We start from the raw sequence: 22847 nt of genomic DNA on the forward strand, positions 1-22847 counted from the left end.
AGTGAAACCGATTAAACGCCTGTACCTGTCCGGCGATGAGGTGCATGTTGCTGATGTGAATATGGTGCTGGAGCTGAACAGCTGCGGCAGAGGCTTTGTGACCGCGCAGACGGATCAGGACTATACGGGAAAAATGGTGCGTCTCGATGTGGGTTACAGTGATCTGCTTCTGCGCTGGTTTACCGGGTATGTGGAGCGATCACAGCCAGCGGATAAAGGTTTTGTGCGTTTGTTCGTACGGGAACTGGCAGGAGTGTTTGAAAAGAGCTGGCCTTGTTCGTTTCAACACCCCACGTTGCGGGATGCCGCGGCCTGGCTGACCGAGCAAAGCGGTATCTCCATTTCTGTGCCGGATGCAGATTACAGCGATAAACCTATTCCGCACTTAACTCATTCCGGCAGCGGGATGCAGTTGCTTAACAATCTGGGGCGGGCTTTCAGCGTGCCGGATTACGTCTGGTATCAGCTGCCGGACGGTTCGTTATATGTTGGTGGGGCTGAAAAATCCCTGTTTGCCGGGCGTCCGGTAGACATTCCAGCTGAATTTAGCCAGGAGTCGGCGGGCGGTAACATCATGACCATTCCACTTGTTCAGTCGCTGCGCCCGGGCGTGGAGATGAACGGTCAGCGCCTTACGAAAGTGCAGCTGTCCGGTGACAGCATGACGGTGACCTGGACGCCGCGAAATAAAACAACAGGTGAGCCGTTACAGAAAAGCCCGGCACAGCGCCAGATTGAAAGCCATTTCCCGGAGCTGGCCAGCGGGTTACATCTGCCAAAATTTGCCCGCGTGGTGGCGCACAGTGAGCCAGTGGCCAGCGGCAATTTTGCTGATCCATTCCGCCCGCGCTATGCCGTGGACGTGCAGTTGCTTGACGCGAACGGCAACCCGGATGGCAGAACGCCGATTTATTCCGCCGTGCCACTTCCTGTTCCTATGGCGGGGAATGATTCCGGGATGTTCCAGTTTCCGCATGAGGGGACAAAGGTTGAGATCGGTTTTACAGATGGTCGGCCTGACAAGCCGTTTATCCGTCAGAGCGTGCCGGAAGGGACGAGCCTGCCAGACGTGAAGCCCGGCGAACAGCTGCAACAGCAGCGGGAAGGGGTATCACAGCGAGTGACCCAGGCGGGAGACTGGGAGCGCCAGACGGATCAGGTTATCCGCGAAACATCGATGTCGCGCGACGTTAAGGCCGATACTGAATACCGCGAGCTGGTTACGCGTGAAACGACGATTAAGGCTACGGATAAAACAACGGTGCTGGGAAAGGCCACGTTACTGGCCGGAGCCATTCAGCAGGTCGCTACCGGGGATTATACGCTGGCAACCGGGGGCAATTATCTGGCCAGCGTTGCGGGTAATGCCGAAACGGATATTGAAGGGCAGCAGTCCACAAAGGTGGCCGGTAATATCACTACTGAAACGATGGGGGTGCTGACGGAGAAAATTGCCGCCCAGCGTAAGTCCATTGCAGCGGCACAGCAGATTATTGGCGGGACGGTGCATATAGGGAATGACACCACAAACACCCTGGCCATGTTGCTGGACACTATTGATTTACTGGCAGAGCTGGCGCAGCAGTGCGCCGCGCATACACATCCGGGCACTGGAGCGCCGAACAACGCGAGCGACTTTACCCGAACGCAAACAAAGGCCGGGCAGACCCGGAAAAAGTACCAGGACATTATTGCCTGACCCAAGCGAACCCGCCCCGTGCGGGTTTTTTTATGCCCTGTATCTCCTGTTGGGTATAGCCCTTTCATTATTCCTTGGCGGGGGTTTCACACCAGAGGCCGCAGGACGCGCAACACGCCACGCATTCCCCATGTAGTAACCACACAACCCATCTAAGAGATCTTTTCAGTGCTGAAGCGCTGGCGCATTCTCAGCCCAACAAAATAATCACATCGCAGACCAAAACGGCGCTACACCGCACCCGCCTGCGGTTTTTGGATCATAAAAATTTTTCAGTTTTATTTTTCTTCAAACCTGACCGCCAGACCGCGCCAGTGCTGGCGGCTTTGCGGAAAACCGAAACTGAAAAGATTGAAAAGAATTTCAGTATTTTTCATTTTTATGGATCTGCGGAGGATCGAATGAAAACCATAACTATCAGATAAATAATGGTAATTTTAGTTTTATGTGATAGGGCAGGATCGTTTCGCTTTCCTGGACAATCCCGGCGTGGCAAAGCTGACACCAGAGCTGGCGCGGCACACAAGCAAACACAAAGGCGCTGGCAAACTGAAAAAGTTACGCACTATAATACTGGTTATAAATACAGTATTTGTTTTTGGGAGAGGTTAAGTCAATGCGGAAAGTTTCAATCAACGGCGCGGTTTTTATCTTCATGGCCAGACGTGAAAAGCTTAAGGATTCGGACTGGCTCCCCTCCAACTCACTGCCGGACAGTAAATATGTTTTATGGCCGCGCGGGGAAGGGTGGGACGTGCGTTATTTGGTGTTTGGCGCTGAGGGGGTGGAATGGCTACCGATAACGAAAACGCTGTTTGCCGATGAGGCGGAAGCATGGCAAGCAGCATATGAGCACTGGATGAATCGAAGTAAAAAAACCGCGCCGCCGATAAAACATGACGATTACCTGTCAGAGTTTCCCTTCAGTCACCTTGAGGCCAACAATTTCTTTTGACTTCAGATCCATAGTGCACGCATAGGTCATGTTGACCTTTGCATTAAAGCCGTTGGTGAATCTAACTTTATCGCCTATGTAAGTGAGCTGATTTTTTTTTGAATCAATACGGCCATGAGAGAAAATCGTGTCCACAAGGCTGTCTGTCCATTCATATTCGTATTTTGCAGCCTGTTGGATTAATGGCTTGCATTTGGTCACAGCGTCTACAAGGTTCTGATCGAAATTACACTGCGTGTCTGTGTTTGAGCAGTTCTGTGCGGCCTTCGCCTGTTCATCATCGCCAGACGCCATGTAAACACCAAACCCAACAGCCAGAACAATCAGTACCAGGCAACCGCCTAGAGTCTGTTTTGCTGTCACGCCTGGATTCTTAACGCCACAGTGCGGGCAAGTTTTTGCAGCTGTGGAGACTTCTTTTTTGCATTCTTTACATTTAGTTAAGGCCATAAGTAACGTCCTATTTGTCTCAAAGGCAAAATGATAAAGCTCAAAAGTGCGTGACACAAAAGACATTGTTACGAATTAGCGCGACACTTTTGCGACACTCAAGGAGATAGCAATAAAAAAGCCACTCGGTAGAGTGGCTTAATTATATGATTTTAAAGCTAAAATTTGGTGGCCCCTGCTGGACTTGAACCAGCGACCAAGCGATTATGAGTCGCCTGCTCTAACCACTGAGCTAAGGGGCCGTGGCGGTGAATTATAAAGTAACTCCCCGCAGCAATCCAGCCATTCACACCTGCCTGCTGTTTTTATAAACAACGCATAATCAATCCTTTATACTTCCATAACGATGTATCAGCGGGAGTAAAGATGATCAACGATATTCTGGCCCCTGGCCTGCGGGTGGTGTTCTGCGGAATTAACCCGGGCAAGTCCTCGGCGCACACCGGTTTTCACTTTGCCCATCCGGGCAATCGCTTCTGGAAGGTGATCTACCAGGCCGGGTTTACCGACAGGTTACTCAAGCCTGAAGAGGAGCAGCACCTGCTGGACACGCGCTGCGGCATAACTATGCTGGTCGAGCGGCCGACGGTGCAGGCAAGCGAGGTCAACCTGCATGAGCTGCGCAGCGGCGGGCGGGAGCTGGTGAAGAAGATTGAAGACTACCAGCCTGCCGCGCTGGCGATCCTCGGCAAGCAGGCCTACGAGCAGGCATTTAGCCAGCGCGGGGCTAAGTGGGGTAAGCAGAGCATTATGATTGGCGTGACGCAGGTGTGGGTGTTGCCGAACCCGAGCGGGCTCAACAGGGCGACGCTGGACAAGCTGGTAGAGGCGTATCGGGAGCTGGATGAGGCGCTGATGGTGCGGGGGCTTTAAGCCTCTGCGGCCTGATGCCCTCACCCTCTCCCCACATGACTGAGGGATCCCCACAACATTATGGCAGCACGGAACAGTCCCCTCGCCCCTCCGGGGAGAGGGTTTGGGTGAGGGGAATATACGGCCGTGGTGGTCATTCCGTTCACTTTATGTTCCTTGCTACTCTGTCACGACATGACCTGTGAACGTGCCAGGATGGCTCAGTCGCCACCACCCTGGCGACCCGCCCTCTCGGCGCATCCATGCGCCTCGCCCCGGCCTGCAGGAAACGCCTCAGCGATTTACAGCCGGACCAGAGCATCGCTGAAAGTCTTCACTCGTTCTGAAACAAGGTTATTGCTTCTGCTTATAAATTACTGGGGAGCCCACAGCCCACAGGAAGAGGGAATAAAAAAAGCTCCCCGAAGGGAGCTTTTTCACGGTCAGGACAGGTTAGTCGTCCAGGAAGCTACGCAGCACTTCAGAGCGGCTTGGATGACGCAGCTTACGCAGCGCCTTCGCTTCGATCTGACGGATACGTTCGCGGGTAACGTCGAACTGTTTACCCACTTCTTCCAGCGTGTGGTCGGTGTTCATATCGATACCGAAACGCATACGCAGGACTTTTGCTTCACGGGCGGTCAGGCCAGCCAGGACGTCGTGCGTTGCGGCACGCAGGCTCTCGGTGGTGGCAGAGTCCAGCGGCAGCTCGAGGGTGGTATCCTCGATGAAATCACCCAGATGCGAATCTTCATCATCACCGATTGGTGTTTCCATGGAGATTGGCTCTTTGGCGATCTTCAGCACTTTACGGATTTTGTCTTCCGGCATCAGCATGCGCTCGGCCAGCTCTTCTGGCGTCGGCTCGCGGCCCATCTCCTGCAGCATCTGGCGGGAGATACGGTTGAGCTTGTTGATGGTCTCAATCATATGCACCGGAATACGGATGGTGCGTGCCTGATCCGCGATAGAGCGGGTGATAGCCTGACGGATCCACCAGGTTGCGTAGGTGGAGAACTTGTAACCACGACGGTATTCAAACTTATCTACCGCTTTCATCAGACCGATGTTGCCTTCCTGAATCAGATCCAGGAACTGCAGACCACGGTTGGTGTATTTCTTGGCGATAGAGATAACCAGACGCAAGTTCGCTTCAACCATCTCTTTCTTCGCACGGCGGGCTTTCGCTTCCCCGATGGACATGCGACGGTTGATATCTTTAACCTGCTCGATGGTCAGGCCGGTCTCTTCTTCAATCTGCTGCAGCTTCTGCAGGCCGCGATACACGTCTTCTTTCACGTCGTGCAGTTTTTCAGACCACGGCTTGTTCATCGCAATAGCCGCGTTGAACCAGGTTTCGCTGGTTTCGTTGCCGGTGAAGAGGGTGATGAAGTTCTTCTTCGGCATTTTGCACTGCTCAACGCACAGCTTCATGATGATACGTTCCTGGGTGCGTACGCGATCCATCATCACGCGCATGCTGTTCACCAGGTAGTCGAACTGTTTTGGCACCAGGCGGAACTGTTTGAACACTTCAGACAGCTTCAGGATCTCTTCCTGAGCGGCAGCGTGGCTGCGGCCTTTCGCTTTGATGGTGTCACGCGTCACTTCGTACTGGGTACGCAGCTCGGCAAACTTCTCGCGTGCCAGTTCCGGGTCGATGCTGTTGTCATCGTCCGCGGTGTCGTCGTCGCTCTCTTCCTCATCTTCGTCTTCGTCGTCATCCATCTCTTCCTGAGACAGTTCAGAACCGACGTGAGTGGCGGTAGGCGCCATATCTTCTTCAGCGTTCGGGTCGACAAAACCGGTGATCAGGTCAGACAGGCGCGCTTCTTCCGCTTCAACGCGATCGTACTGCTCCAGCAGATAGGTGATCGCTTCCGGGTACTCGGCAACAGAGCACTGAACCTGGTTGATCCCGTCTTCGATGCGTTTTGCGATGTCAATTTCGCCTTCGCGGGTCAACAGTTCAACGGTACCCATTTCGCGCATGTACATGCGGACCGGGTCAGTGGTACGCCCGATTTCAGATTCCACGCTGGACAGTACCTGTGCAGCAGCTTCTTCCGCATCTTCGTCAGTGTTGTTGGAGGTTTCAGCCAGCAACAGATCATCGGCATCCGGTGCTTCTTCCATCACCTGAATGCCCATGTCATTGATCATTTGGATGATGTCTTCGATTTGATCTGAATCGACGATATCTTCCGGCAGATGGTCATTGACCTCGGCATAGGTCAGATAGCCTTGCTCCTTACCACGTTGGACAAGAAGTTTCAGCTGTGACTGCGGGTTTTGCTCCATAAGACGGTATCCACACTTAATTCGTTTGATTGGTGTCGGCGATGGGGCTGCCAACCTTTAAAGCGAGGGCGTACTTATATTTTTGCCGCTGCCTCTCAGTGCGGCTGCCGGGGGCTTCCCGATCGATATTCGGCACTTAAGCCGTTAAATACTTCATCCTTCACGTTGTCTCTGCGTTAGCTGCGTTCTCTCATCCTGGTCATGTGTTTATGTACACTCCAGGACTTCGTTCGCTTGCTGCCTTGATACAACGCGAATGATTTTGTCTTTCACTTATTTTCTTGCCAGTTCCTGGTTAATCATCCAGAGTTCCCGGCGTTCTTCGCTGCTTAAACCGTGTGTGCGCTCGCGAGCTATCAACTCTTCCTGGCGCAGCTCAAGCATCGAATCAAACATATGGTTGAGTGAGTCGGTGAACGTTTTTTCTGCAATGTCCTTATCTGCTATATCGTCCCACATCGACAATTTTTCAAGGGTAGCGGCCTCTTTTGTGCCGCGATAATGCTCTAAAAGTTGTCCGGTGGTCAGACCTGGCTGAGACAAACACGTGTTGACCAGTTCTGAAAATAAGCCAAGTCCGGGCAATTTTTCGTGGTTCAAACCCGCCAGCGACGGCACCTGTGGCGCCAGCTCGGGGTTTTGGACCAGTAACCCTATCAGTATACGCATGGTTGTGCGTTTTAGCTGAGGCGCGGGGCGAACCGCACCGTTTTCAGCCTGTTTAGGCATTAAACGTTCAAGCTGGCTGTCATCCAGAATGCCGAGCTTGTTGCCTAGCTCCTGACGCAGATAGATGCGCAGCGTTTCGCCGGGCACCTGACTGATTAACGGCAGCGCCAGCGTGCTGAGCTGCGCGCGCCCGTCAGGGGTACTCAAATCGACCTGCGGCATCAGGCTGTTAAACAAAAACGTGGAGAGCGGCTGAGCCTGCTCCATCCGCGCTTCAAACGCCGCTTTACCCTCTTTACGCACCAGCGTATCCGGGTCTTCACCGTCGGGCAGGAACATAAAGCGCAGCTGACGCCCGTCGGTCATATAGGGTAGCGCGGTTTCCAGCGCGCGCCAGGCGGCGTCGCGTCCGGCGCGGTCTCCGTCGTAACAACAAATCACGTTGTTGGTCACGCGGAACAGCAGCTGAATGTGATCCGCTGTCGTGGACGTTCCTAACGACGCCACCGCGTAGTTGATGTCGTACTGCGCCAGCGCAACGACGTCCATATAACCTTCGACGACCAGAAGACGCGGAGGTTCCGCGTTATCCTGCTGCGCCTCATAAAGACCGTAAAGCTGGCGGCCCTTATGGAAAATATCGGTTTCCGGGGAGTTGAGGTACTTCGGCAGGGCATCACCCAGCACGCGACCACCAAAACCAATTACCCGGCCTCGCTTGTCGCGGATTGGGAACATCACCCGTTCGCGGAAGCGGTCGTAGCTTCGTCCCTGGTCGTTGGTGACCAGCATGCCTGCATCGATGAGAGATTTACGATCTTCGCTATTGCCGCCAAAACGCTTTAACACGTTGTCCCAGCCGGGCGGGGCGTAGCCAATAGCGAAACGCGCAATGACATCGTCGCTCAGTCCGCGCTTGTTCAGATACTGACGCGCAGGCTCAGCCGCAGAGTGCTTAAGAGACTGTTGGTAAAACGAATTCAGGCCATCCATCAGTTGATACAGCGTTTGCCGTTGATGGCGCTCGATCTGACTTGGCCCACTGCCTGCTTCATACGGCACTTCAAGGTTATGCATTGCCGCCAGCTCTTCGACGGTTTCAACGAACTCGAGCTTGTCGTAGTTCATTAAAAAATCAACGGCATTACCGTGAGCACCACAGCCGAAGCAATGGTAAAACTGCTTTTCACCGTTTACGGTGAAGGAGGGGGTTTTTTCGTTATGGAACGGACAGCACGCATGGTAATTCTTGCCCTGCTTTTTCAGCTTTACCCGCGCGTCGATGAGATCGACGATGTCGGTTCTGGCGAGCAGGTCATTGATGAAAACGCGTGGGATTCTTCCGGCCATATGCCCCAAAATTTAAGCGACTTATAAACGAAAACAAGCCGCGCATTCCTTCCGGAAGCACGGCCTTACGACTATTACTCTGTCTGTCAATTGAGGGCTGAGGCCCTCAACCAATTAGTACAGACGAGTACGGCGTGCGTTTTCGCGAGCCAGTTTCTTCGCGTGACGTTTCACAGCGGAAGCTTTAGCGCGCTTACGTTCGGTCGTTGGTTTTTCATAAAACTCACGACGACGAACTTCAGCCAGAACACCTGCTTTCTCGCATGAACGTTTGAAGCGACGCAGTGCTACGTCGAACGGCTCGTTTTCACGTACTTTAATTACCGGCATGTAACTCTCACCTTTAATAAATTCGGTTTGCCGCTGGCATCAACGCCAGCTTATTTCAAAATGGTGCGGAATTTTACTGCAAATGCTGCTGCTTTGTAAAGCACCGATGCGATTTTGAAAGGGACTTTAATAAGGGTGAGGAGTATACACGAGCCTTCTTCCTGGGGCGAACAAAGTTTTACATCAACCCGCCCAGGCTCTACACTGCGCGGTATTGAAACGAGGTAAAACAAGTCATGCGTGTACTGGGTATTGAAACATCCTGCGATGAAACCGGCATCGCCATTTACGACGACGAAAAAGGGCTTCTGGCCAACCAACTGTATAGTCAGGTGAAATTGCACGCTGACTACGGCGGCGTCGTGCCTGAACTGGCCTCTCGTGACCACGTGCGTAAAACGGTTCCCCTGATTCAGGCGGCGCTGAAAGAGGCCGGGTTGAGCTCAACCGATATTGATGCAGTGGCCTATACCGCCGGTCCGGGCCTGGTCGGTGCGCTGCTGGTCGGCGCAACGGTTGGCCGTTCGCTGGCCTTCGCGTGGGACGTGCCGGCCATCCCGGTTCACCATATGGAAGGGCACCTTCTGGCGCCGATGCTGGAAGAGAATCCGCCTGAATTCCCGTTTGTGGCGCTGCTGGTCTCCGGCGGCCATACGCAGCTGATTAGCGTAACGGGGATTGGCAAGTACGAGCTGCTGGGCGAGTCGATCGACGACGCCGCCGGTGAAGCGTTCGACAAAACCGCCAAGCTGCTGGGACTCGATTACCCAGGCGGTCCGATGCTGTCCAAAATGGCGTCGCAGGGAACGGAAGGGCGCTTTGTCTTCCCGCGTCCGATGACCGACCGTCCGGGGCTGGACTTCAGCTTCTCCGGGTTGAAAACCTTCGCAGCCAACACGATCCGCAATAACGACGACAGCGATCAGACCCGCGCCGATATCGCCCGCGCGTTTGAAGATGCAGTGGTGGATACGCTGATGATCAAGTGCAAGCGCGCGCTGGATCAGACCGGCTTCAAGCGTCTGGTGATGGCGGGCGGCGTCAGCGCCAACCGCACGCTGCGCGCGAAGCTCGCCGAGATGATGCAAAAGCGTCGCGGAGAAGTGTTCTACGCGCGTCCGGAATTCTGCACCGATAACGGGGCGATGATCGCCTACGCGGGGATGGTGCGCCTGAACGCTGGCGCAACGTCTGACCTGAGCGTGTCCGTGCGTCCGCGCTGGCCGCTGGCGGAACTGCCTGAGGCGTGAGTTTTTTTGCCGGGCGGCACGTCGTTTGCCCGGCCTACGGTTTTGTAGGCCCGGTAAGCGCAGCGCCACCGGGCAATAAACCGCACTACACCCGCAGCATCCCTTTCTCTTCCAGAAACGCAATAATCGTCCCCAGGCCGTCACCCGCCTTCAGGTTAGTAAAGGTCCATGGACGATCGCCGCGCATGCGGTTGGTATCGCGCTCCATCACCTCCAGCGAGGCGCCGACGTACGGCGCAAGATCGGTTTTGTTGATCACCAGAAAATCGGATTTGGTGATCCCCGGCCCGCCCTTGCGCGGAATTTTTTCCCCTTCGGCCACGTCGATCACGTAGATGGTCAGATCCGCCAGCTCCGGGCTGAACGTCGCGCTCAGGTTGTCCCCGCCGCTTTCCACGAAGATCAGGTCCAGATTACCGAATTTCTCGCTGAGCGCTTCCACCGCCGCCAGGTTCATTGAGGCATCTTCGCGGATGGCGGTATGCGGGCAGCCGCCGGTCTCCACGCCCACAATGCGCTCCGGCGCCAGCGCGCCCGCTTCGGTCAGGATGCGTTGATCCTCTTTGGTGTAGATATCGTTGGTTACCACCGCAAGATGGTAGGTATCGCGCATCGCCTTGCAGAGCGCTTCCAGCAGCGCGGTTTTGCCCGACCCTACCGGGCCACCCACGCCCACGCGCAGGGGATGTTTGTAATCAGCCATGTTGACTCCTCAGGAACGGAATAGTCGTGAATATTGGGTTTCGTGGCGCGCGGAGGCGATGGCGGACAGCGGCGTTGCTGCGCCCAGCGCGTTGTCGCGACGTAAAAAGGCCTGTTCAAGCCCGGCGGCAAAATGGTCGCTCAGTTCGATAATCAGCTGCTGCGCGGCCTGCTGCCCAAACGGCACCAGCTTAACGCCCGCCATGACTGCGCTCTCAATCCAGCTGTATCCCAGGCTCAGGGCCAGCTCGCGCACGTCAATGCCCCATCGCACGCCGAGCCACGCCATGCCGCAGAGCTGGCTTTGCCTGCACAGCGCCAGCCATTCTGCCGGGCAGTCCGGCTCCCAGCTTTTAATCAGGCGCGTAAAGGCCGCTCCGCGGTTGCATTCTTCTTCGCGCAGCTCGCGCGTTTCCCGACAGGCGAGCAGGTATGCCGTCCAGCGTCTGGCCGTTGCCAGATCGTGCCGATCGCAGGCCTGACAGAGACGGTGAAACAGCGGCAGATCGACGCAGAAAAAGCTCTGCTCCATCTGCTGGATCTGCCAGCGTTTAAAGGCGTCGGCGTCCGTGACCCAGCCCGCCTCAACGGCCCACTCCAGCCCCTGCGACCAGGTAAACGACCCGACCGGCAGGCTGCTGCTGGAGAGCTGCATCAGGCGCAGCCTCTGGCGGGCGTGCTCCATCAGCTCATCAGCGCCAGCAGGGCGGAAACAATCAGCCCGCCGCCAAAGGTTTTACGCAGCCCGTCGTGACGGCGCAGCAGCAATCCTGCGGCGAAACTGGCGCACAGCACCGTGGCGCTGGCGAACATAAACCCGCTGGTGAAGAGCCAGAAGTTATGGCCGGACATCTCCACGCCGTGCGCCCAGCCGTGGAACATCGCCAGGGCAGGCACCGCCAGCAGCAGGCGATTTTCGGTTTTAAACATCATCACGCCACTGACCGCCAGCGAGGCGATAATCAGCATCTCCATGCCGCTAAAGCCGCCGAGCAGACTGCCCGCAACGGCACCGACAAGCATCATCCCGAGGGTGGCAAACGGCAGCAGGAGCTTGCGGCCGCTCAGCGCTGAAAGCACGCCTGCACCGGTCAGCATCAGGAGATGATCGAGCCCGGTCAGCGGATGGAAAAAACCGGCCTGAAAGCTGTCGGCGCCGTGGCCGGGATGCGCGAGCGCGGGAACGGAAAAGGCCAGCAGTAACAGGGGAAGTAACTTGCGCATGATGGATCCTTAATGTGAATGGGTATGAGCGTGGCTATGGCTGTGGGCATCGCTGGCGTACGCGCCCGCTTCCGGTTCAAACGGCAGGCTGGCGTAGGTTACCTCCAGCCCAAACTGGCGCAGCATGTCGTCGAGAACGTGATCGTGGTGATAGCGCAGCTCGCCGGGCATGACCTGCAGCGGCACGTGGCGGTTGCCCAGGTGGTAGCAGGCGCGGGCGAGCAGGAACGGATCGGCGCAGCGCACCACGGAGACCGACTCCGGGGCGGCGATCACTTCGATCACTTCGCTGCCGTCGTCGGTGGTCAGCAGGTCGCCCCCGCGCAGTAGCAGGCCGCGCGGCAGCATCAGCCCGGCTTCGCGGCCGTCGTTAAGCGCCACGCGGGCGCGGCTTTTCACCCGCACGTCAATCGGCAGCGTGACGCTGGCGGTAGTCTGATGCGCATGGTCCAGGCGTTGGGTCAGATAAATCATCATCACTCCTCAAAACAGGAAATAGCGTTGCGCCATCGGCAGAACGTCAGCCGGTTCGCTGGTAATCAGTTCGCCGTCGACGCGCACCTCGTAGGTTTGCGAATCGACGGTGATGTTCGGCTGCAGAGCGTTGTGGATCATGTCGGCCTTTTTCACCGTCCGGCAGCCTTTCACCACCGCCGTGGCGCTCTGCAGGTTGAGCTGCTGGGGGATGCCGTTCGCGTGAGCCGCCTGCGAGACAAACGTCAGCCGCGTGGCGTGGCGCGCGGCGCCCAGCGCGCCAAACATTGGGCGGTAATGGACCGGCTGCGGTGTGGGGATCGAAGCGTTGATGTCACCCATCGGCGCGCAGGCGATCATCCCGCCTTTGACGATGGTGGCGGGTTTTACGCCGAAGAACGCCGGGGACCAGACCACCAGATCTGCCAGCTTGCCCGCCTCAATCGAGCCCACTTCATGGGCGATACCGTGGGTCAGCGCCGGGTTAATGGTGTATTTGGCGACGTAGCGCTTCACGCGGAAATTGTCGTTCTCGCCGGTCTCTTCCGGCAGCGCGCCGCGCTGGACCTTCATGCGGTGCGCCACCTGCCAGGTACGGATAATCACTTCCCCGACGCGGCCCATGGCCTGCGAATCTGACGACGTGAGCGAGAACGCGCCGATGTCATGCAGCACGTCTTCGGCGGCGATGGTCTCCCGACGAATGCGGGATTCGGCAAACGCCACGTCCTCGGCGATATCCGGGTCGAGGTGATGACAAACCATCAGCATGTCGAGATGCTCGTCGATGGTATTGACCGTGTAGGGCAGCGTCGGGTTGGTGGAGGAGGGCAGAATATTCGGGTGTGCGCAGGCGGTGATGATATCCGGCGCGTGGCCACCGCCCGCCCCTTCGGTGTGGAAGGTGTGGATGGTGCGCCCGCCAATGGCGGCCAGCGTATCTTCGACAAACCCGGACTCGTTCAGCGTGTCGCTGTGCAGCGCCACCTGAATGTCCATCTCTTCGGCCACCTCCAGCGAGCAGTTGATCGCCGCAGGCGTCGCGCCCCAGTCTTCGTGGATCTTAAGCCCGATGGCGCCCGCGGCAATCTGCTCGCGCAGGGCGTCCGGATTGGATCCGTTACCTTTGCCGAGCAGGCCGATATTCACCGGCAGCGTATCGGCAGCCTGCAGCATGCGGGCGATATACCACGGCCCCGGCGTGCAGGTGGTGGCGTTGGTGCCCGCCGCGGGTCCGGTACCGCCGCCGATCATGGTGGTGACGCCGGAGACCAGCGCCTCTTCCGCCTGCTGCGGGCAGATCCAGTGGATGTGGGTGTCGATCCCGCCTGCGGTGACGATCTTCCCTTCGGCGGCGATGACTTCGGTTGCGGCACCAATCGGGATCGTCACGCCGGGCTGAATGTCGGGGTTGCCGGCTTTGCCGACGGCAAAAATCCGCCCGTTCTTGACGCCGATATCGGCTTTCACGATCCCCCAGTGATCGACGATCAGCGCGTTGGTCAGCACCAGATCCACGCAGTCGTCTGCGGTCATCTGCCCCTGGCCCATGCCGTCGCGGATCACCTTCCCGCCGCCGAACTTGACCTCTTCGCCGTAGATCGTGAGATCGTCTTCCACTTCAATCCACAGCTCGCTGTCGGCCAGCCGCACTTTATCGCCGGTGGTGGGGCCGAACATATCGGCATAGGCCTGGCGCGAAATCTCAGCCATGTTTCACCTCGCCCATTACCTCGCCGCGAAAGCCGACAATGCGCTGCGCCCCCGTGACCTGAACCAGCGTCACTTCGCGCTTCTGGCCGGGCTCAAAGCGCACGGCGGTGCCTGCCGGGATGTTCAGCCGGTAGCCCCGGGTCACCTCACGGTCAAACTTCAGCGCCGGGTTGACCTCGTGAAAGTGATAGTGCGATCCGACCTGGATCGGCCTGTCGCCGTGATTTTCGACAATCACGGTTTGGGTTTCGCGCCCGATGTTGATCGCAATCGCGCCGGGCTGGATCTGGTATTCGCCAGGGATCATCACGCGCTCCTTAGACGATCGGGTTGTGGACGGTGACGAGCTTGGACCCGTCCGGGAAGGTGGCTTCCACCTGGATATCCGGGATCATCTCCGGCACGCCCTCCATTACCTGGTCGCGGGTCAGGACGTGGCGGCCTGCCTCCATCAGCGAGGCGACGGTTTCACCATCGCGCGCGCCTTCCATGATGAAGGCGCTGATCAGCGCGACCGATTCCGGGTAATTGAGCTTTACCCCGCGCGCAAGGCGGCGTTCGGCAACCAGCGCGGCGGTGAACAGCAACAGCTTGTCTTTTTCTCTGGGGGTCAGTTCCATAACGTTTCTCTTATGTCTGCCAGATACGCGGCGAACAGGCGGTTTTGGTGGTGAGAAGCGGGCGAAGCGACTGCCAGACGTCGCGCATCACCCGCTGACAAATCAGGTTATCGTGGGAGAGAAAGCGCACCGACATGAGATCGTCTGCGAGCGTGGCGCCCGCAAACGTATCCAGCGGGGCGAGCAGCGCACGCGCCGCGTCGAGATGTCCTTCTCTGGCCGGGTAGAACAGCAGCGTGCCAATCCACGGATGCCCGGCGACGGGCGTGAGATCGCCGTCGGCAAGGTGCTGACGTTCAATCAGGCGTGGCTCGTCCTCAACCCAGACTTCAAGGCGGCTCTCCAGCGTGCCGTGGCTGAAGGTCTCATTGATTACCGGTCGTCCCAGGCAGTACAGCTCCCACGCCAGCAGCGTGCTGGAGGCCTTCAGGTGGAAGACGGAGCGCAGCGCGGCATTCGCACCGGGGAAGATAATGGTGTCCTGCGGCAGCCACTCCAGCGTGGATCCCTCATCGAGATAAAAGTGCTGATGCAGGCGAGCCTGCGGGCCGCTGCTGCGATAGAACTTGCTGGCGCCGGGCATGGTGATAAGCGCATGGCTTTTGGCGTCCAGACGCACGGTAATATCCAGCGTATCCCCGCCCACAACCCCGCCCGGCGGGTGCAGAAGATAGAGGTGGCAGGTCTCGCCTTCGGGATAAAATGGACGCTGAACGGTAAGCGGCCCGACGTGATGAGCGGAGTGCAGGAGGGTTTTCTCAGGGGTGTGACAAAACTGCAGGGCAAGCGACGCCTGCCAGCCTTTGTATGAATTATCAGTGACCTGAGCTGCTAACATGCTGCATCCATCTGCTCATCATCGGGTCGTTTCAGTATGCCCTGGCAGAAATGAAGGCTGTCATATGAGTCGCTTATGGATGGCGGTTAAGACGAAACAAAAAAGCACGCCCGGAGGGCGTGCTGTCTGACAAACATCGCGATGCCGTTATTTCAGGTGCTCATGCAGCGCTGCGCCAGCCTGCTCCAGGGCAACCTTGACCGTAGGCTCTTCGCTCAGTGGATTGAGCAGGCCATAATCGTGGATCATGCCGTTATAGCGCGTGACGGTCACCGGGACGCCAGCCGCATCCAGCTTACGCCCGAATGCTTCACCTTCATCCCGCAGAACGTCTAGCTCTGCTGTCTGAATCAGCGTCTCCGGGAAGCCTTTCAACTGCGCGGCGCTGGCGCGAAGCGGAGAGGCAAGGATATTCTTGCGATCGGCCGCGTTGGTGGTGTAGTTATCCCAGAACCATTTCATCATGTTTTTCGACAGGAAATAGCCGTTCTCGAACTGGTTATACGAGGCAGTATCAAAATTCGCATCGGTCACAGGCCAGAGCATGACGTTGTAGCGAATTTTTGGCCCATTAAATTGTTTTGCCTGCAGCGCCACGGAAGCCACCATATTGCCGCCCACGCTGTTACCGACCAGACCCAGACGGCTACCGTCCACGCCAATTTCCTGACCGTGCTCGGCTACCCATTTTGTCGCTTCAAAGGCCTGATGAATGGCCACCGGGAAATGGGCCTCAGGTGACGGCGTGTAATCAACGTAAACCGCTGCGGCACCTGACGCGCGAACCAGATCTCGGATTAAGCGTTCGTGGGTTGGGAAATCACCCAGCACCCAGCCGCCGCCGTGGAAGAACATAAATGCCGGGAGCGTGCCGGTCGCGTTTTCAGGTTTCACTATTTTCAGTTTGATCGCCTGACCATTTACCTGGATCGTTTTTTCTGAAACCTGAGCGGGCGGCAGTTTTGCGCCTTGCTGTGCGCCGATCAGTACCTGACGGGCTTCCTGCGGGGTCATCTGTTCCATTGGCTTACCCTTGCCCGAATTCAGAACATTAAGAAATGCCTGTACGCCTGCGGTCGGGGTAGGGGTATTGGTGGTGTGAGCGGACGCTGCAGCAGACGCGAACACGGAAGAAACCAGGATGGCGGCTAATGTTTTCATGGTAGTACCTCTTTAAGCGAGTGTTAGACAGTAACGTTATTTAAGTAGTGCGCTATTAAGTTGTTGCTGTAATACTTGCGCGCAAGATACTTTTAGTCAAACTTTATTTATAATTTTTTTATAAAACTGACTAAGGGTTGAAAGAGAAATGAAAGAAAACAAGACGTTAGATGATTTACTTTGCTTCTCACTGTACTCGGTCACCAACGCGTTCGTTCGGCAATATCGTCCCTTATTGCAGGAAATGGATCTTACCTATCCGCAATTTGTTGTTTTGATGGCGCTTTATGAGAAAGACAACATTCCACTTCGCGATCTCAGCGATAAGACGTTTTTTGATTCGGGTACATTGACTCCGCTGGTGCAAAAGCTTGAGGCAAAAGGGTTTCTCAACCGTATCGCGGTTGTGGGTGACGAAAGAATGAAAAATGTCGTTCTGACGGAGAAGGCTAACGCACTGAAAAAGCAGGTGATGGCGCTGCCGGACCAGATACGTTGCAGCATGCGGATGAATGATGAAGAGCTTGAGATGCTGAAAAAACTTTCCCGAACGCTGCTGGATGATTTGTAAGAATCCTTCGGTGGGGTTAACCCACCGAAGCGAGGTCATTAGCGGTAATCCTCCGCATCCACATCATACCCCGATGGCTCCCAGCGTATCGCCAGCAGCGAGGCCAGGCCGATAAACGGCGCCAGCGCAATTACCCAGAACACGGCGGTATCCAGCGAGGCGACCAGCAGCGGGAACAGGAACAGCGACAGCGTCGAGCTGCTGCGCATCAGCGTCTGGTTAAGGCCCACGCCAACGCCGCGCAGCGAGGTCGGGTAGCTCAGCGAGGCAAACGTCATGGTATGTGCGCCCGGGCCGAAGCCCTGGCCGAACAGGAAGAGCGCCAGCATCGCCACGGCAAGCACGCCTTCGGTGGCGCCTTCCGGACGACCAATCAGCCCCAGGCCCAGCAGCGCGGCCAGCTGGCAGGCGTAACCCGCCAGCGACATTCGCCATGCGCCGAAGCGCGGCACGTAGCGTACCGCCAGCAGTCCGCCAACGAAGGCAAACAGCAGGTTAAGCGCCAGAGATATCAGGATGGTGGTCAGCATCGACTGGACAAAGAAGCTGGAGATGATCACTGGCAGACCAAACGCCACCGCGTTATAGGCGAACGAGGAGACGACGGACAGCAGCGTGGCGAGCGTGGTGCGCCGCAAGTAGATCCCGCGGAACAGGTTCAGGTAGTTTGACCATTTCGCTTTATTCACGACGGGGGCTGGCTGGCTCAGCGCATCCTGCGGTACGTGGGCATTGATGTTGTATGAGTGGCGTAAAATGGACGCTGCCTCCTTCAGGTTGCCCTGATTTGCCGCCCAGACCGGCGATTCGCTCATATAGCGGCTGCGGATGGCAATAATCACCAGCGCCGGCACGGCGCCAAAGCCGAGAATCAAACGCCACAGCCAGTCGCTGTGGCTTTCCGGGAGTACGGCGTAGAAGAAAAGCACCAGCAGGTAGGAGATACTGATGGCGGCATACCAGGTGGGGCACCACATGGCGACGCTGGAGGCCTTATTGCCGGGGCCTTTCAGCCTGGCGAACTCGCTTAAAAACGCCATCGCCACGGGAAGGTCGATCCCAACGCCAAGCCCCATGACAAAGCGGGCACCCGCCAGCACATATTCGTTCGGAGCCAGCGCACAGGCAATAGCCGCTACGACGAAGAACACCATATCAGCCATAAAGACGCGATAGCGCCCGATTTTATCCGTGAGATAACCGCCGAGCAGCGCCCCGACAATGGCGCCAAAGGTAATGGCCGAGGCCACCATGCCGGTACCGGCGGGCGTCAGGTTAAATTCGCGGGTGATGTCTTTAATGCCGAAGGCCAGCGCGCCCAGATCGTAGGCATCGAGGAAAATCCCGCCCAGCGCGATACCGACCACGATACGGGCGTTGGCCCGACCCTGAGAACCGTCATTAACGAGGCGTGAGACATCCGAGGCGCTGCGCACCCACTGGATGTCGCCATCGGGGTGTTTTCCTGCCGTTGAAAGGGGAGTGGTTTCTGTGATTTCTGCCATTTTCTTCTGATGTGGTTGTGTTGTGTCATTAACAGTTACCACAGGCAGAAGGTGACCAAAATCACATTTGGCTATAAGGCATAACTAACCTTACGGGGCGTCTTTTTTCTTCCTCTTGAGCTTCGTCCAGATTTTTGTCTCCTGACGACGCCACAGGCGCTGAATATTATCGTGATGACGCAGCAGGATAAGGCAGGAGAGCATCGACACCGGGAAGGTAAACTGGGGCTTGAACCACCAGACGTAGAACGGCGCGATCAGCGCGCTGACGATGGCGCCCAGCGACGAATAGCCGCTCAGCAGAATGGTCAGTAGCCAGGTCCCGGCCATCACGCCGGTCAGGTCCCAGCCGATGGGCGCAATGGCACCAAAGGCGGTCGCCACACCTTTGCCGCCTTTAAAACCGAAGAATACGGGCCAGATGTGGCCGACACAGGCAGCAATCGCAATAAGCCCCAGCCAGAACGGCGTGACGCCCAGCGCATACGCGCCCCAGACGGGTAGCATTCCTTTCAGAACATCAAAAATCAAAACCGCTACGGCTGCTCCCTTGCCGCCAATTCGTAGTACGTTGGTCGCTCCCGGATTCCCGGAACCACTTTCACGCGGGTCAGGTAACCCGGCGATGCGGCAGACCAGAATGGCGCTGGAGATTGAGCCGCAAAGATAGGCGAGGAGGATCATTCCAGGCGCGATTGCACTCATAACGCTGTTCCGTTTTGAAAATGTATCTGTATTCTCAGCATCTGTGGATAATACGCATAATTCGCCGGAAGTGGTATCCGGTTTAGCCAAAAAGCAGGCAGGTCGTGATGGACATTGTATTTATAAAGCAACTTTCGGTAATCACCACTATTGGTGTTTACGACTGGGAACAGACCATCGAGCAGAAGCTGGTGTTCGATATCGAAATGGGCTGGGATAACCGCAAGTCGGCAAAAAGTGATGACGTGAATGACTGTCTGAGCTACGCCGATATCAGTGAAACGGTCATCGCCCACGTTGAAGGGCAACGTTTTGCGCTGGTCGAACGGGTGGCGGAAGAAGTCGCAGAACTGCTGCTGAAAAAATTCAACTCACCGTGGGTGCGCATCAAGCTGAGCAAGCCGGGCGCGGTGGCGCGCGCCGCCAACGTTGGCGTCATCATCGAGCGTGGCACAAATCTGAAAGGCAAGATTTAACGTCATAATAGCTAAACCCTTTTAGGTTATATCTGTCTTATAGCTGTATCTTTCACGGTAGCCGTTGGGGCGACCGTTTTTTTTATATTTTTTTAGGGGTTTATAGATGAGCGATATGCACTCGCTGCTGGTGGCGGCAATACTGGGTGTGGTCGAAGGATTGACGGAGTTTTTACCGGTTTCCAGTACCGGCCATATGATTATCGTTGGCCATCTGCTGGGCTTTGAAGGCGATACCGCCAAAACGTTCGAAGTGGTTATCCAGCTGGGTTCGATTCTGGCGGTGGTGGTGATGTTCTGGCGCCGTCTGTTTGGCCTGATCGGTATCCATTTTGGCCGTCCGCCGCAGCACGAAGGGATGAGTAAAGGCCGCCTGTCGCTGATCCATATTCTGCTTGGGATGGTCCCGGCAGTGGTGCTGGGGCTGGTTTTCCACGACGCCATCAAATCGCTGTTTAACCCGATTAACGTGATGTACGCGCTGGTGGTGGGCGGCTTCCTGCTGATCGCCGCGGAAGTGCTGAAGCCAAAAACGCCGCGCGCGGAAGGGCTGGACGATATGACGTATCGTCAGGCGTTTATCATTGGCTGCTTCCAGTGTCTGGCGCTGTGGCCGGGCTTCTCGCGTTCAGGCGCAACCATCTCCGGCGGGATGCTGATGGGCGTAAGCCGTTACGCCGCGTCAGAGTTCTCGTTCCTGCTGGCGGTGCCGATGATGATGGGTGCCACCGCGCTTGACCTCTATAAAAGCATCGGTTTCCTCACCACGGGCGACATTCCCATGTTCGCCGTTGGCTTCATCACCGCGTTTATCGTGGCGCTGATTGCCATCAAAACCTTCCTGCAGCTGATTAAGCGTATCTCGTTCATTCCGTTCGCGATCTATCGCTTCATCGTTGCCGCTGCGGTATACGTGGTCTTCTTCTGACCGATGGCCCTCAGTCTTTTGGCTGAGGGCAATGCTTTTCCTTCCAGTCAGAGACCGCCTGAATTCGCCGTTTCGTGAGTTCTTCGCGAATTTCCGGTCCTTTGAATCCCGCCTCGACGACGTCCTTCGTCGGCACCGCTTTCGCTACCTCCCAGGCTTTACGCAGTAAACGTCCCTGCGGGTAGTCGCACGCTTCAAACCCGGTACGCCCGCGCACGTCAGCTTCGCTGGTCAGTGCGATTTGCGCCACGCGCTGGGGTTTGCGCCAGGCGTCGATGTTATCGAAAAGCTTAACGATGGTGGCCGGTTTCAGGATGGGGAAGGTGTGGATCAGATCGTGGAATTCGGCCACCAGTTTCGCCAGATCGCGGATTTCGTTCGGCACGCGCAGACGCTGGCACAGCCCCTCGACCAGCTTCACCCCGGCCGGACCGTGCCCGTGATGCCGAGGCCAGAGCTCTTTTGGCGTCAAGCCTTTGCCCAGATCGTGGCACAGGGTGGAAAAACGCACGTCCACGTCAGGGCTGAGCATGGCCGCCATGCTCAGGGTCATCAGCGTGTGCACGCCGGTATCAATTTCCGGGTGCCATTTCGCCGGAGCCGGGACGCCAAACAGCGCGTCTATTTCCGGGAAAAGCACCTTCAGCGCGCCGCAGTCGCGCAGGACCTGGAAAAAGACCTGCGGGTTACGCGTGGTGAGGGCATTCTCCGTCTCTTTCCAGACGCGCTCTGGCGTCAGGTGTTCAAGCTCGCCCGCCCCGGTCATGGCGGTCATCAGCGCCATTGTCTCATCGGCAATACGGAAGCTGAGATGGGCGTAACGCGCGGCAAAACGCGCCACGCGCAGCACGCGGAGCGGATCTTCAGAAAACGCCGGGGAGACGTGGCGTAAAAGACGGTTGCGCAGATCGTCCTGGCCGCCATAAGCGTCAACAATCTGGCCGTGCTCGTCCTGCGCCAGCGCGTTAATGGTCAGATCGCGACGCAGGAGATCTTCCTCCAGCGTGACGTCAGGCGCGGCATAGCAGGTGAAGCCCGTATAGCCCGAACCTGATTTCCGCTCGGTACGCGCCAGGGCATACTCTTCGCGGCTTTTCGGGTGCAGGAACACGGGAAAATCGCGGCCTACCTGCTGGTAGCCCGCGTCGAGCATCTCTTCCGGGGTGGCGCCCACCACCACCCAGTCTTTATCTTTGACCGGCAGACCTAACAACGCATCACGAACCGCACCACCGACCAGATAACTCTTCACGCCTGACACTCCCGTTTTCTCTTTTCCAGAATGATACGTAAGTCTGGCAGAGAAGACGAATTAGTTCATCCAGCGATCTTTACGCTTACGGCTTGGGATCAGGTGCGGCAGAACCAGACCCAGCACCAGACCGACGCCCAGCACGCCGCCGCCATACATAAACCACTGCATGATGATGGTGCGCTGTTTGTCATCGAGCTGCAGGTTGGCGGCATTCACTTTCTTCTGCGCGACAATCAGCTCGTTTTTCAGCTTCTGGTTCTCTTCTTTCAGCCCGTTAATCACACCGTCGCTCTGCGCCACTTTCTGCTGCATTTCGGCGGTACGCTGGTTCCAGGTTCCGTCGATGTTGTTCAGCTTGTCGGTCAGGGTTTTCACCTGATTTTCCAGATCCGGCACGCGGGTGCGCAGGCTTGGCACGGTGCTCAGCTCTTTCAGCGGGATCCAGGACGTACGGCCAGAGCTGTCGCGAACCTGACCGTAGTTGGTGTCCGCGTTGGTCTGTAACAGGGTGACTTCCTCGCCGGCATTGACCGTGCCCACGAGGCGATAATTATCTCCGGGGCCACTGCGTACCCAGGTGTTCAGTTCGTCAGAAACGTAACGCTTCTCTTCAGCGTGCACGGCTGTTGCGGCGCTAAAAGCGAGTAAAGTAAGTCCAATCAGGCGTAATTTAAGCATCATTAGTCGTTATTTTCATAAATAGTGGAACGATAGTAGTGGCAACAGTGTCTCTACGCAAAGCATTCGTCAGCAATCAGAATCATCTGTGTCACGACTCTGGACATTTACGCCCGACAAATTGCTCATTGCATGGCAATT

The 22847-nt window shown here is 56.8% G+C and carries 24 protein-coding genes and 1 tRNA gene; 7 read left to right on the forward strand and 18 right to left on the reverse strand.

Annotated elements, in window-relative coordinates:
* Position 1: 1 nt before the first annotated feature.
* Both F3J31_RS12660 and F3J31_RS12665 read left to right on the forward strand, forming a co-directional pair.
* Complete coding sequence (locus F3J31_RS12660; protein WP_167213471.1) at positions 2 to 1699, forward strand: hypothetical protein; 1698 nt, start codon at positions 2 to 4, stop codon at positions 1697 to 1699.
* A gap of 616 nt (positions 1700 to 2315) precedes the next feature.
* Positions 2316 to 2654 (forward strand): hypothetical protein, encoded by a 339-nt coding sequence (locus tag F3J31_RS12665; RefSeq protein WP_167213474.1) that lies wholly within the window; start codon positions 2316 to 2318, stop codon positions 2652 to 2654.
* Here F3J31_RS12665 and F3J31_RS12670 read toward each other — a convergent pair.
* Together F3J31_RS12670 and F3J31_RS12675 are read right to left on the reverse strand one after the other, a co-directional pair.
* Positions 2610 to 3104 carry a hypothetical protein gene (locus tag F3J31_RS12670; RefSeq protein WP_167213477.1) on the reverse strand — a complete coding sequence of 165 codons (495 nt, stop codon included), beginning with the start codon at positions 3102 to 3104 and terminating at the stop codon, positions 2610 to 2612. The two genes, F3J31_RS12665 and F3J31_RS12670, sit on opposite strands and share 45 nt — an antisense overlap.
* A gap of 166 nt (positions 3105 to 3270) precedes the next feature.
* Positions 3271 to 3346, reverse strand: a tRNA-Ile gene (locus F3J31_RS12675).
* Between the two features lie 124 nt (positions 3347 to 3470).
* Here F3J31_RS12675 and mug point away from each other — a divergent pair.
* Complete coding sequence (gene mug, locus F3J31_RS12680; protein WP_008503183.1) at positions 3471 to 3977, forward strand: G/U mismatch-specific DNA glycosylase; 507 nt, start codon at positions 3471 to 3473, stop codon at positions 3975 to 3977.
* 432 nt (positions 3978 to 4409) lie between these two features.
* On the opposite strand, the gene rpoD is transcribed toward mug, so the two are convergent.
* The 3 genes from rpoD to rpsU all read right to left on the reverse strand — a co-directional run bounded on the left by rpoD (position 4410) and on the right by rpsU (position 8606).
* The gene (rpoD, locus tag F3J31_RS12685) at positions 4410 to 6257 is read right to left on the reverse strand and encodes an RNA polymerase sigma factor RpoD (RefSeq protein WP_025758549.1); all 1848 of its coding nucleotides are present in this window, start codon (positions 6255 to 6257) and stop codon (positions 4410 to 4412) included.
* Between the two features lie 273 nt (positions 6258 to 6530).
* A complete protein-coding gene (gene dnaG, locus F3J31_RS12690) occupies positions 6531 to 8276 on the reverse strand; it encodes a DNA primase (RefSeq protein WP_167213480.1) in 1746 nt (581 codons plus the stop codon).
* A 114-nt stretch (positions 8277 to 8390) separates the two neighbouring features.
* A complete protein-coding gene (gene rpsU, locus F3J31_RS12695) occupies positions 8391 to 8606 on the reverse strand; it encodes a 30S ribosomal protein S21 (protein WP_001144069.1) in 216 nt (71 codons plus the stop codon).
* Positions 8607 to 8842: 236 nt separating this feature from the next.
* Between rpsU and tsaD the strand changes: the two genes are divergently transcribed.
* Positions 8843 to 9856, forward strand: coding sequence for a tRNA (adenosine(37)-N6)-threonylcarbamoyltransferase complex transferase subunit TsaD (tsaD, locus tag F3J31_RS12700; RefSeq protein WP_028014471.1), 1014 nt, complete (start codon positions 8843 to 8845; stop codon positions 9854 to 9856).
* 85 nt (positions 9857 to 9941) lie between these two features.
* Here tsaD and ureG read toward each other — a convergent pair whose 3' ends face one another.
* The 9 genes from ureG to F3J31_RS12745 all read right to left on the reverse strand — a co-directional run bounded on the left by ureG (position 9942) and on the right by F3J31_RS12745 (position 16588).
* Positions 9942 to 10559: an urease accessory protein UreG gene (gene ureG, locus F3J31_RS12705; RefSeq protein ID WP_061714451.1), complete on the reverse strand. Its 618-nt coding sequence runs from the start codon at positions 10557 to 10559 to the stop codon at positions 9942 to 9944.
* Positions 10560 to 10568: 9 nt separating this feature from the next.
* A complete protein-coding gene (locus F3J31_RS12710; protein WP_167213483.1) occupies positions 10569 to 11243 on the reverse strand; it encodes an urease accessory protein UreF in 675 nt (224 codons plus the stop codon).
* Complete coding sequence (locus tag F3J31_RS12715) at positions 11243 to 11782, reverse strand: HupE/UreJ family protein (protein WP_023619349.1); 540 nt, start codon at positions 11780 to 11782, stop codon at positions 11243 to 11245. Before F3J31_RS12715 ends, F3J31_RS12710 begins: the two co-directional genes overlap by 1 nt.
* Before the next feature lie 9 nt (positions 11783 to 11791).
* Positions 11792 to 12256: an urease accessory protein UreE gene (gene ureE / locus F3J31_RS12720; RefSeq protein ID WP_045909994.1), complete on the reverse strand. Its 465-nt coding sequence runs from the start codon at positions 12254 to 12256 to the stop codon at positions 11792 to 11794.
* A gap of 9 nt (positions 12257 to 12265) precedes the next feature.
* Positions 12266 to 13969: an urease subunit alpha gene (gene ureC / locus F3J31_RS12725; protein WP_024906477.1), complete on the reverse strand. Its 1704-nt coding sequence runs from the start codon at positions 13967 to 13969 to the stop codon at positions 12266 to 12268.
* Positions 13962 to 14276: an urease subunit beta gene (locus F3J31_RS12730; RefSeq protein WP_167213486.1), complete on the reverse strand. Its 315-nt coding sequence runs from the start codon at positions 14274 to 14276 to the stop codon at positions 13962 to 13964. Before F3J31_RS12730 ends, ureC begins: the two co-directional genes overlap by 8 nt.
* Before the next feature lie 10 nt (positions 14277 to 14286).
* Positions 14287 to 14589 carry an urease subunit gamma gene (locus F3J31_RS12735; protein WP_003862556.1) on the reverse strand — a complete coding sequence of 101 codons (303 nt, stop codon included), beginning with the start codon at positions 14587 to 14589 and terminating at the stop codon, positions 14287 to 14289.
* A 10-nt stretch (positions 14590 to 14599) separates the two neighbouring features.
* Positions 14600 to 15427, reverse strand: a complete 828-nt coding sequence (locus tag F3J31_RS12740) for an urease accessory protein UreD (RefSeq protein WP_167213488.1) — start codon at positions 15425 to 15427, stop codon at positions 14600 to 14602.
* A gap of 147 nt (positions 15428 to 15574) precedes the next feature.
* On the reverse strand, positions 15575 to 16588 hold the full coding sequence (locus F3J31_RS12745) for an alpha/beta hydrolase (protein ID WP_167213491.1): 1014 nt from the start codon (positions 16586 to 16588) through the stop codon (positions 15575 to 15577).
* 148 nt (positions 16589 to 16736) lie between these two features.
* On the opposite strand from F3J31_RS12745, the gene F3J31_RS12750 reads away from it, so the two are divergent.
* Entirely contained in the window at positions 16737 to 17159 is a 423-nt protein-coding gene (locus F3J31_RS12750) for a MarR family transcriptional regulator (RefSeq protein WP_023617355.1), read from the forward strand.
* Between the two features lie 38 nt (positions 17160 to 17197).
* Here the strand turns inward: F3J31_RS12750 and F3J31_RS12755 are convergent, their stop codons facing one another.
* Together F3J31_RS12755 and plsY are read right to left on the reverse strand one after the other, a co-directional pair.
* On the reverse strand, positions 17198 to 18664 hold the full coding sequence (locus tag F3J31_RS12755; RefSeq protein ID WP_167213494.1) for an MFS transporter: 1467 nt from the start codon (positions 18662 to 18664) through the stop codon (positions 17198 to 17200).
* A gap of 90 nt (positions 18665 to 18754) precedes the next feature.
* A complete protein-coding gene (gene plsY, locus F3J31_RS12760; RefSeq protein ID WP_008502955.1) occupies positions 18755 to 19369 on the reverse strand; it encodes a glycerol-3-phosphate 1-O-acyltransferase PlsY in 615 nt (204 codons plus the stop codon).
* 107 nt (positions 19370 to 19476) lie between these two features.
* Here plsY and folB point away from each other — a divergent pair, with 107 nt between their 5' ends.
* Together folB and bacA are read left to right on the forward strand one after the other, a co-directional pair.
* The gene (folB, locus tag F3J31_RS12765; RefSeq protein ID WP_167213496.1) at positions 19477 to 19845 is read left to right on the forward strand and encodes a bifunctional dihydroneopterin aldolase/7,8-dihydroneopterin epimerase; all 369 of its coding nucleotides are present in this window, start codon (positions 19477 to 19479) and stop codon (positions 19843 to 19845) included.
* 106 nt (positions 19846 to 19951) lie between these two features.
* The gene (gene bacA / locus F3J31_RS12770) at positions 19952 to 20773 is read left to right on the forward strand and encodes an undecaprenyl-diphosphate phosphatase (protein WP_023617357.1); all 822 of its coding nucleotides are present in this window, start codon (positions 19952 to 19954) and stop codon (positions 20771 to 20773) included.
* A 10-nt stretch (positions 20774 to 20783) separates the two neighbouring features.
* Here bacA and F3J31_RS12775 read toward each other — a convergent pair whose 3' ends face one another.
* Positions 20784 to 22025, reverse strand: coding sequence for a multifunctional CCA addition/repair protein (locus F3J31_RS12775; protein WP_167213499.1), 1242 nt, complete (start codon positions 22023 to 22025; stop codon positions 20784 to 20786).
* 60 nt (positions 22026 to 22085) lie between these two features.
* Positions 22086 to 22706 carry a TIGR04211 family SH3 domain-containing protein gene (locus F3J31_RS12780; protein ID WP_025912514.1) on the reverse strand — a complete coding sequence of 207 codons (621 nt, stop codon included), beginning with the start codon at positions 22704 to 22706 and terminating at the stop codon, positions 22086 to 22088.
* Positions 22707 to 22847 lie beyond the last annotated feature (141 nt).

This window comes from Enterobacter sp. Acro-832, assembly GCF_011752745.1.
Taxonomy (GTDB): Bacteria; Pseudomonadota; Gammaproteobacteria; order Enterobacterales; family Enterobacteriaceae; genus Enterobacter; species Enterobacter quasiroggenkampii.